The 8,265-nt window shown below is 57.5% G+C and carries 7 protein-coding genes, 1 tRNA gene and 2 rRNA genes; 5 read left to right on the plus strand and 5 right to left on the minus strand.

Features of this window, described 5'->3' with window-relative positions; all coding sequences use genetic code 11:
• Positions 1-365 precede the first annotated feature (365 nt).
• The 3 genes from X750_RS156895 to X750_RS156885 all read left to right on the plus strand — a co-directional run bounded on the left by X750_RS156895 (position 366) and on the right by X750_RS156885 (position 3,819).
• Positions 366-3,167, plus strand: a 23S ribosomal RNA gene (locus tag X750_RS156895).
• A gap of 202 nt (positions 3,168-3,369) precedes the next feature.
• Positions 3,370-3,484, plus strand: a 5S ribosomal RNA gene (gene rrf / locus X750_RS156890).
• A 258-nt stretch (positions 3,485-3,742) separates the two neighbouring features.
• Positions 3,743-3,819 (plus strand) — tRNA-Met (locus tag X750_RS156885).
• A gap of 311 nt (positions 3,820-4,130) precedes the next feature.
• Here the strand turns inward: X750_RS156885 and X750_RS156880 are convergent.
• Complete coding sequence (locus X750_RS156880) at positions 4,131-4,919, minus strand: SapC family protein (RefSeq protein WP_023704278.1); 789 nt, start codon at positions 4,917-4,919, stop codon at positions 4,131-4,133.
• A gap of 238 nt (positions 4,920-5,157) precedes the next feature.
• Here X750_RS156880 and X750_RS156875 point away from each other — a divergent pair, with 238 nt between their 5' ends.
• Entirely contained in the window at positions 5,158-5,427 is a 270-nt protein-coding gene (locus X750_RS156875) for a hypothetical protein (protein ID WP_023704276.1), read from the plus strand.
• A gap of 70 nt (positions 5,428-5,497) precedes the next feature.
• A complete protein-coding gene (locus tag X750_RS156870) occupies positions 5,498-6,070 on the plus strand; it encodes a 2OG-Fe(II) oxygenase (RefSeq protein ID WP_023707559.1) in 573 nt (190 codons plus the stop codon).
• A gap of 15 nt (positions 6,071-6,085) precedes the next feature.
• Here X750_RS156870 and X750_RS156865 read toward each other — a convergent pair whose 3' ends face one another.
• The 4 genes from X750_RS156865 to X750_RS156850 form a co-directional block, all read right to left on the minus strand.
• Positions 6,086-6,529 carry a GNAT family N-acetyltransferase gene (locus X750_RS156865; protein WP_032904447.1) on the minus strand — a complete coding sequence of 148 codons (444 nt, stop codon included), beginning with the start codon at positions 6,527-6,529 and terminating at the stop codon, positions 6,086-6,088.
• Between the two features lie 94 nt (positions 6,530-6,623).
• The gene (locus X750_RS156860; protein WP_023686661.1) at positions 6,624-7,151 is read right to left on the minus strand and encodes a tail fiber protein; all 528 of its coding nucleotides are present in this window, start codon (positions 7,149-7,151) and stop codon (positions 6,624-6,626) included.
• A gap of 9 nt (positions 7,152-7,160) precedes the next feature.
• Entirely contained in the window at positions 7,161-7,682 is a 522-nt protein-coding gene (locus X750_RS156855; protein WP_023672956.1) for a tail fiber protein, read from the minus strand.
• 12 nt (positions 7,683-7,694) lie between these two features.
• Positions 7,695-8,201: a tail fiber protein gene (locus X750_RS156850; protein ID WP_023704274.1), complete on the minus strand. Its 507-nt coding sequence runs from the start codon at positions 8,199-8,201 to the stop codon at positions 7,695-7,697.
• Positions 8,202-8,265: the final 64 nt, after the last annotated feature.

Consider the following 8,265-nt stretch of genomic DNA (forward strand, 5'->3'; position numbering starts at 1 on the left):
AAGGGGTGTCGAGGAGGTGGTGAAAAAGTCATTCGTATAAAGGTTTGTGGTGAGCTTCTTGGCTTGCCGCTTGTTCTGTTTTGACATCGTAAAGAGAAGATTTGTTCGAACTTCATGAGCCGAAAGGTTCGTGATTTGTCGCGGGAGACGCTCAATCTCCCGCATAATGATGGGTTTGCCTAACCGCACCCTCGAACCGATCTCGAGAAGCTGGTCTTTTTGTGCCAATGACATCGAACTTGGATCCCGCACAGGATCCGGTTCAGGCGACAATTCCTTTGGAATTGCGCGGACGCCAACCCCGCAAGGGAGAGGCTGAAGCGACAATCCTTCGGATTGCGCGGATGGGCATTGGCAATGAGAACGATCAAGTGTCTTAAGGGCAATTGGTGGATGCCTTGGCATGCACAGGCGATGAAGGACGTGATACGCTGCGATAAGCTACGGGGAGGTGCGAATACCCTTTGATCCGTAGATTTCCGAATGGGGAAACCCACCTAAGGTACTTGGAAAATCAGAGTAGCAGAGCGATCTGCTACTGTGGTTTCCAAGTATCGATAATAGGTAACTTATCCTGAATACATAGGGATAAAGTGGCGAACGCGGGGAACTGAAACATCTAAGTACCCGTAGGAAAGGACATCAACCGAGACTCCGGAAGTAGTGGCGAGCGAACCCGGACCAGGCCAGTGGCGATTGAGAGACAAGCGGAACCTTCTGGAAAGTAGGGCCATAGTGGGTGACAGCCCCGTACGCGTAATGCAATCAATCGTCCTCGAGTAAGGCGGGACACGTGAAATCCTGTCTGAAATTGGGAGGACCACCTTCCAAGCCTAAGTACTCGTGCATGACCGATAGCGAACTAGTACCGTGAGGGAAAGGTGAAAAGCACCCCGACAAGGGGAGTGAAAGAGTACCTGAAACCGATTGCCTACAAACAGTGGGAGCCCGCAAGGGTCACCACGTACCTTTTGTATAATGGGTCAGCGACTTAGTGTGACGAGCAAGCTTAAACCGCTAGGTGTAGGCGCAGCGAAAGCGAGTCTGAACAGGGCGTTCAGTTCGTCGCATTAGACCCGAAACCGAGTGATCTAGCCATGAGCAGGTTGAAGGTAAGGTAACACTTACTGGAGGACCGAACCCATAACTGTTGCAATAGTTCGGGATGACTTGTGGCTAGGGGTGAAAGGCCAATCAAACTCGGAAATAGCTGGTTCTCCGCGAAATCTATTTAGGTAGAGCGTCGACCGAATACCCCAGGGGGTAGAGCACTGGATGGGCTAGGGGTCCTCACCGGATTACCAAACCTAACCAAACTCCGAATACCTGGGAGTACTAGTCGGCAGACACACGGCGGGTGCTAACGTCCGTCGTGAAAAGGGAAACAACCCTGACCTACAGCTAAGGTCCCCAAGTTATGGCTAAGTGGGAAAGGATGTGAGGATCCCAAAACAACCAGGATGTTGGCTTAGAAGCAGCCATCATTTAAAGAAAGCGTAACAGCTCACTGGTCTAAATAAGGGTCTTTGCGCCGAAAATGTAACGGGGCTAAAGCCATACACCGAAGCTTAGGGTTTGGTCCGCAAGGGCCAAGCGGTAGCGGAGCGTTCTGTAAGCTGACGAAGCCATACCCGTGAGGGGTGGTGGAGGTATCAGAAGTGCGAATGCTGACATGAGTAACGTAAGGGGAGTGAGAGACTCCCCCGCCGAAAGACCAAGGGTTCCTGCTTAAAGCTAATCTGAGCAGGGTTAGCCGGCCCCTAAGACGAGGCGGAAACGCGTAGTCGATGGGAACCACGTTAATATTCGTGGGCTTGGAGGTAGTGACGGATCGCACAAGTTGTCCAATCTTATCGGATTGAACGGGCAGCGGAGCGGTTCCAGGAAATAGCTCCTCCTTATAAACCGTACCCGAAACCGACACTGGTGGTCAGGTAGAGTATACCAAGGCGCTTGAGAGAACTATGCTGAAGGAACTCGGCAAATTGCACGCGTAACTTCGGAAGAAGCGTGACCCTTTTCTACGCAAGTAGAGGAGGGTGGCACAGACCAGGGGGTAGCGACTGTTTATCAAAAACACAGGGCTCTGCGAAGTCGCAAGACGACGTATAGGGTCTGACGCCTGCCCGGTGCTGGAAGGTTAAGAGGAGGGGTGCAAGCTCTGAATCGAAGCCCCAGTAAACGGCGGCCGTAACTATAACGGTCCTAAGGTAGCGAAATTCCTTGTCGGGTAAGTTCCGACCTGCACGAATGGCGTAACGACTTCCCCGCTGTCTCCAGCATAGACTCAGTGAAATTGAATTCCCCGTGAAGATGCGGGGTTCCTGCGGTTAGACGGAAAGACCCCGTGCACCTTTACTATAGCTTTACATTGGCATTCGTAGTGGCATGTGTAGGATAGGTGGTAGGCTTTGAAACCTGGGCGCCAGCTCAGGTGGAGCCACCCTTGAAATACCACCCTTATTACTATGGATGTCTAACCGCGGCCCGTTATCCGGGTCCGGGACAATGTATGGTGGGTAGTTTGACTGGGGCGGTCGCCTCCTAAAGAGTAACGGAGGCGCGCGATGGTGGGCTCAGAACGGTCGGAAATCGTTCGCTGAGTGCAATGGCATAAGCCTGCCTGACTGCGAGACTGACAAGTCGAGCAGAGACGAAAGTCGGTCATAGTGATCCGGTGGTCCCGCGTGGAAGGGCCATCGCTCAACGGATAAAAGGTACGCCGGGGATAACAGGCTGATGACCCCCAAGAGTCCATATCGACGGGGTTGTTTGGCACCTCGATGTCGACTCATCGCATCCTGGGGCTGGAGCAGGTCCCAAGGGTATGGCTGTTCGCCATTTAAAGCGGTACGTGAGTTGGGTTCAGAACGTCGTGAGACAGTTCGGTCCCTATCTGCCGTGGGTGTAGGAATATTGAAAGGATCTGTCCCTAGTACGAGAGGACCGGGATGGACGGATCTCTGGTGGACCTGTTGTGGCGCCAGCCGCATAGCAGGGTAGCTATATCCGGACGGGATAACCGCTGAAGGCATCTAAGCGGGAAACCCACCTTAAAACGAGTATTCCCTGAGAACCGTGGAAGACGACCACGTTGATAGGCCGGGTGTGGAAGAGCGGCAACGCTTGAAGCTTACCGGTACTAATAGTTCGATCGGCTTGATCGTTCTCATTCCTTATGCTCATCGTGAAACACGATGATCTGACCAGCGCTCACGCATGAGCGGCCCTTACAGGGCCTATGCTCCGCGAGGGCGCCGGAAAACCGGCGACGCGCAGTCGCGCTTGCGGGCTTACGCCCGTAAGCAAAACACAAACGTCGCCTTGGCACGAAAAAACAGCTTCTCGATATAACGTGCGTTTTGCCGACCTGGTGGTTATGGCGGAGCGGCTGCACCCGATCCCATTCCGAACTCGGCCGTGAAACGCTCCAGCGCTGATGGTACTTCGTCTCAAGACGCGGGAGAGTAGGTCGCTGCCAGGTCTGCAAAACGCACGTTGAACTCTCATCCGCAAACCGGATGAAACTGAAATCTTCTCTCTACGAAAAGGCCCGCCAAGGGATCACGGGCCGCGCAAGCGGCCCTTTCATTTGGTCAGCCATATACCTATCTGTAAGCCATCCTGTTCATAGGCCCAGGCTTACNTCCAGATAAGCAAGCAAACGCTTGCTTCAGATCCGGAGCAGGCAAGAGCTTGCCCTGGAGAGTCCGGAGCAAGCAAGAGCTTGCCCTGGAGGTGACGCGGGGTGGAGCAGCCCGGTAGCTCGTCAGGCTCATAACCTGAAGGTCACAGGTTCAAATCCTGTCCCCGCAACCAACATCAAAAACAGCCCGCTTCACGCGGGCTTTTTGCGTTCGGACCGTGATCGATGGCGACGACCGGCTATTCAACGATTGAGGAGGGCAGCAAGGTTGGCGTGCTGAGAGGTCCGCGAACCGGGGGATTGATGCCGCCTCGGCGCATTTCGCGAGAGATACGTCGAGCATTAGGAAGTTCGCCAACCCGTCATGGCAATCGATCTGCACGACAACAGCATGATTCGAGCCGCGGAGAGATCGTCGTGCGAAGGCGCGAACCGTTGATTTAAACAACCCGCGCCTTGCCGAAGCTTTTCGTCGCGGGCCGCGTCAGCCAGCTCGCCGCAATGACGCCTGGAAGGCCAGCGAGGTCCAGCTGTTGCTCGAGGCGAGGTGGCAATAGAGCAGCGCAAGCGCGCCGGATTTCCTGAGATCAAGAAACGCCTCGTCGCTCAATTTGTTGAAGGCCGGCTCGTCGATCACCTGAAAGTCGGTGAGGTTGAGGGTCTCGCCGCCCTCCAGCGTCACCTTGCTCTGCCGCGGCGCGAACAGGCCGTGCGCGTCGATCTTGTCGATCATGGCGCGAGTCGCATTGAAGTCGGTCTGGAACTGGCTGCAGAAGGCGAGCGCCTGCCTCGAGGCCTCGGCCGGCTCGTTGCCGTCGAAGAAGGGCGCGGTCTCGTCGCCGCCCTTGGACGAAGGCGTCTGCTCGACGACGCGTTCGCTGGCGCGGTCGATGCACAACGTCAGGCGGCCGGTCGTTTTCGATTCATCGGCCAGGATGAAGGGGTACCGGCGGACATAGGCGGGAATGTAATGCGGCTCCGCCCATTTGCCGTCGGCGCCGACGAACAGGTTCTGGTCCTGGCGCAGGCCGGTGATGATGACAGGCGCCTTGGCGTCGCCGATGAAAACGATCGGGTAGGAGCGCATTGCCGCCGGCATTTCCGAGGCGACGACGGGGATGGCGTGCGCGGTGCGGGCAAAGGAGAAATCGGCACGCGCCGTAAGGCCGAGTGAGCCGTGCCGCAGCGGATTGAGCGCCTCGGGCTTTTTGTAGAACAGCGGCAGCGCATTGGCGGGCGTGCTTTCCGCCCCGTCCGTTTTCGCATCGGTCATCCCTGGCATTCTCCTCTTATGCCCTCCCGGTTTAGGCCAGCGGCGGCGAGGGCGCAACGCACTGACGACTGATCTACCCCGACATTAGCGGGATAAATCTACCTCGTTGTTCGATCGTGCTCTTTTCTACTTCTGGAGATCGAGCTCTATAGACAGCATGCCATCAAGCAGCGACATTGGCTGACGGGACAGACTCTCAACACAAAACGTCTTAAGACAGACGAACCAGGGCAGGCGCATGGCATCGCTTTCGGATTTCGAGCAGGGGCAGAGCTTTTCCGTCGAAGCCGGCGGTCAGACGCTCACGCTGGAACTGAGCGCGGTGCAGCCCATTGCCAACAGCCCGCGCGACGGCGGTGGCTTCACGCTGCTGTTCAGGGGGCCGCGCGACGCGGCGCTGCCGCAGGCTATCTATCGGTTCAACGGCAAAAGCGGCGCCCATGAGATCTTCATCGTGCCGATCGCTGCCGATGCGGCGGGGCGACTTTACGAGGCGGTATTCAACTGATTTTTCGCGGTCCGATCGGCCAGGGGACGATCCGGTCATCAGGGTGATTGCCAGCGCGGCGGCTCGACATATGATCGACTATATCGAGATTGCGGACGTATTTGACGGAGCGGCGTGTAGCGCACTGTGCGCCGAATTCCGGGCGGCCGTGGGCCGTCCGGCCGGCCTGCTGGGGCGTGCCGACCAGAAGACGGCATGGATCCGCAAGACCGCGCGCGCCGAGGTTTCGCAGGCCACTGAAGCGCGAGTGAGTGCCCTGTTGGCGCAGCAGAAGGCGGCTCTCGAGCGGCATTTCGGGCGGCTGCTCGGCCAGGTCGAGGAACCTCAGTTCCTTCACTATCGGGAAGGCGATTTCTTTGTGCCGCATCAGGATGGCAACACGCCGCTCATTCACGACGAGTCGCGGTTCCGAAAGATCTCGGTGGTGATCTTTCTCAACCGTCAATCGGACAACCCTTCGCCAGAAAGCTATGCAGGCGGCTCGCTGGTCCTGCATGGGCCTTACAGCGGCCCGGACCTGCGCGTTGCCATGCCCGCATTGCCGGGCTCTCTCGTCGCCTTTCGTTCGGAAACGACGCATGAAGTCACCCCGGTCACGTGCAACGAACGTTTCACCATCGTATCCTGGTATCGCGGCGCGTGACGACCAACACGGCCCTTACGGCGAACGGATCATCAGGTCGTAGACGCCTTTGTCCTCGGCAACAGTGAAGCCGAGGCGTTTGTAGAGCCGCCGCGCTGGATTGTTCTTCTCGACATGGATCGAGACCGACTTGCCGGCGGCGGCGGCCTCATCGATGAGATCGGCGAGCAACGCACCGCCAGACCCCTTGCCGCGATGCGCCGGCAGGAAGGCGATATCTATGATGCAATGCTCGCTCGCCGAGCGCTCGATATACAGGCGACCGATATCTTGCCTTGCCTGCTCGATCACCAGCCTGTCGGCGTTGGGATAGTATTTCTGGTAATGCGCGTGCTGCGCTTGAAACTGCATGTCGAGGAACGCCGTTTTCTGCGCGTCGCTCCACGGCGTGACGGCAAGTTCTTCGGCGCGGGTCGAGGCGTAGAGCGCCGACAGGAACGGCAGATCGGCGTCCGCCATCGGGCGGAACGTCAGATCAATCCGCGCCGCGCGCACCCAGCAAAATATAACAGGCCCGTTGTCCACAGTCGGAAGCTGGATCATGGAGTGGCGCTTACGGACGCGCCGGATAGACGCCTTGCATGGCAATGATGAACGTCATCGCCAGATAGGGAGGCAGGTTGTTGTGAGGCAACGTACTGCCCGTTATGCTCAGTGCCTGGGGGTCCATCTGGACCAGATTTTGCGAAGTGTTGTTCTGATACAGCGTTCCGCCCCCCGACTTCCCCAGAACAACCGCATCGGTAAGAGTTCCCTGGGCGCCACTCTCGGTGGATATCGCGACAAAATGATTATGTTGCGGCATTTCCGTTTGCAGAAGGGTGACGGACGTTTCGCCACCCGTCTCGCCGAGAAACCGCTCCGACAAGCCATTGCCCTGTCCTTGCCCCATGGGCGCGGAGCCAGCCATATTCGGCAACGCGAAGGTCGACTTGCCGTCGCCGCCGTAAACTGTGCCCAGGAGCGAAAACAGCGCCGTATTCTGCGAGATTGGCAGGAGCTGGCCATCGCAGGTCGCCCACCCCGTCGGGGCGAAATCTCCGGCAAAAATTCGAATTTCGGCGACGAACGGATTGGTCATGGCAAGTCTCTAGCTTTGCTGGGGGAAGATGCCAAATAGCGAGATGATGAAACTGACGGCGAGGAACGGCACCATATTGTCGTGAGGCTGGCTGCCGCCGGCCGGCGAAATGGCTCCGGCGGCCATGTTGCCATCAGGTGCGATACCCACATAGGGCGTCAGCAGGCTCGATGTCGCCAGGACACCGCCGGACGGACCCGGATTCTTGGCGATATTCGACGAACCGGTCCAGGTATGGGAATGGTTCGGCATTTGTTGGGTTGAAACAGTGACGGATTCGACCCCGCCCAGTTCTCCGATGATATAGGTCTGGCTGACCAGCGGGCCCTTGCCAGCATGGACGGGGATGCGGGATGCGAGGTTGGGCAGGGCGAATGTTTCCTCCCCGTCGCCGCCATAGGTCGTACCGATCAGATTGAACAAGGTTTCGTTCTCGGAGATCGGCATCAGCTGGCCTTGGCAGAACGCCCAGCCATTCGGAGGGAAATTGCCACCGAACATCCTGATCTCGCCGACAAAAGGTTGGCTCATCGAAGCGTCCTCTTAATTTCGCGACGGGAATATGCCTTGCAGGGCAATGATGAAATTCAAGACGAGATAGGGCGATCTGTTCTCATGCGGCTGGCCGCCACCGACGAAAGTGATGTTTTCCTTCGCCATAGCCACCGCGCTGCCAGGCGGCTGATAGATCGGGCTGGCGTTCGCCCCCAACAGCGCGCCGGATGGATTGTTGACGTTGCCGGCAGTGTTCGATGCGTTGACGAAATGGTTGTGTGTCGGCATTTCGCCGAGCGTGAGCGTGTGAAACTCTTCGCCGCCCTGGCCGCCGACAATTGCACCGATAGGGCCGCCCGTATGAACCGCCGCACGTCCCCTCATATCCGGAAGGGCAAAATTTGTCTGGCCGTTGCCGCCGTACCTGGTGCCTAGAAGTGAGAACAATGGCTGGTTCTGGTTAAGCGGCAACAACTGGCCGTTACAAAATGCCCAGCCGCGCGGTGCATAGTTCCAGGAAATGATCTTGACTTCACCTAAATAAGGCTCGCTCATCCCCGTTCCCTCCGTTGGCCGCTTACTGTCTGAATTCTTGTATTATGCCTAAGTAAGACAGCAA

It is taken from the genome of Mesorhizobium sp. LNJC391B00 (assembly GCF_000502535.1).
Taxonomy (GTDB): domain Bacteria; phylum Pseudomonadota; class Alphaproteobacteria; order Rhizobiales; family Rhizobiaceae; genus Mesorhizobium.

Excerpts from the sequence above, each read along its gene's own strand:
- X750_RS156880 (WP_023704278.1), bottom strand. The coding sequence starts at position 4,919 with ATGACCGATGCGAAAACGGACGGGGCGGAAAGCACGCCCGCCAATGCG.
- X750_RS156875 (WP_023704276.1), top strand. The coding sequence starts at position 5,158 with ATGGCATCGCTTTCGGATTTCGAGCAGGGGCAGAGCTTTTCCGTCGAA.
- X750_RS156870 (WP_023707559.1), top strand. The coding sequence starts at position 5,498 with ATGATCGACTATATCGAGATTGCGGACGTATTTGACGGAGCGGCGTGT.
- X750_RS156865 (WP_032904447.1), bottom strand. The coding sequence starts at position 6,529 with ATGGCGGACGCCGATCTGCCGTTCCTGTCGGCGCTCTACGCCTCGACC.
- X750_RS156860 (WP_023686661.1), bottom strand. The coding sequence starts at position 7,151 with ATGACCAATCCGTTCGTCGCCGAAATTCGAATTTTTGCCGGAGATTTC.
- X750_RS156855 (WP_023672956.1), bottom strand. The coding sequence starts at position 7,682 with ATGAGCCAACCTTTTGTCGGCGAGATCAGGATGTTCGGTGGCAATTTC.
- X750_RS156850 (WP_023704274.1), bottom strand. The coding sequence starts at position 8,201 with ATGAGCGAGCCTTATTTAGGTGAAGTCAAGATCATTTCCTGGAACTAT.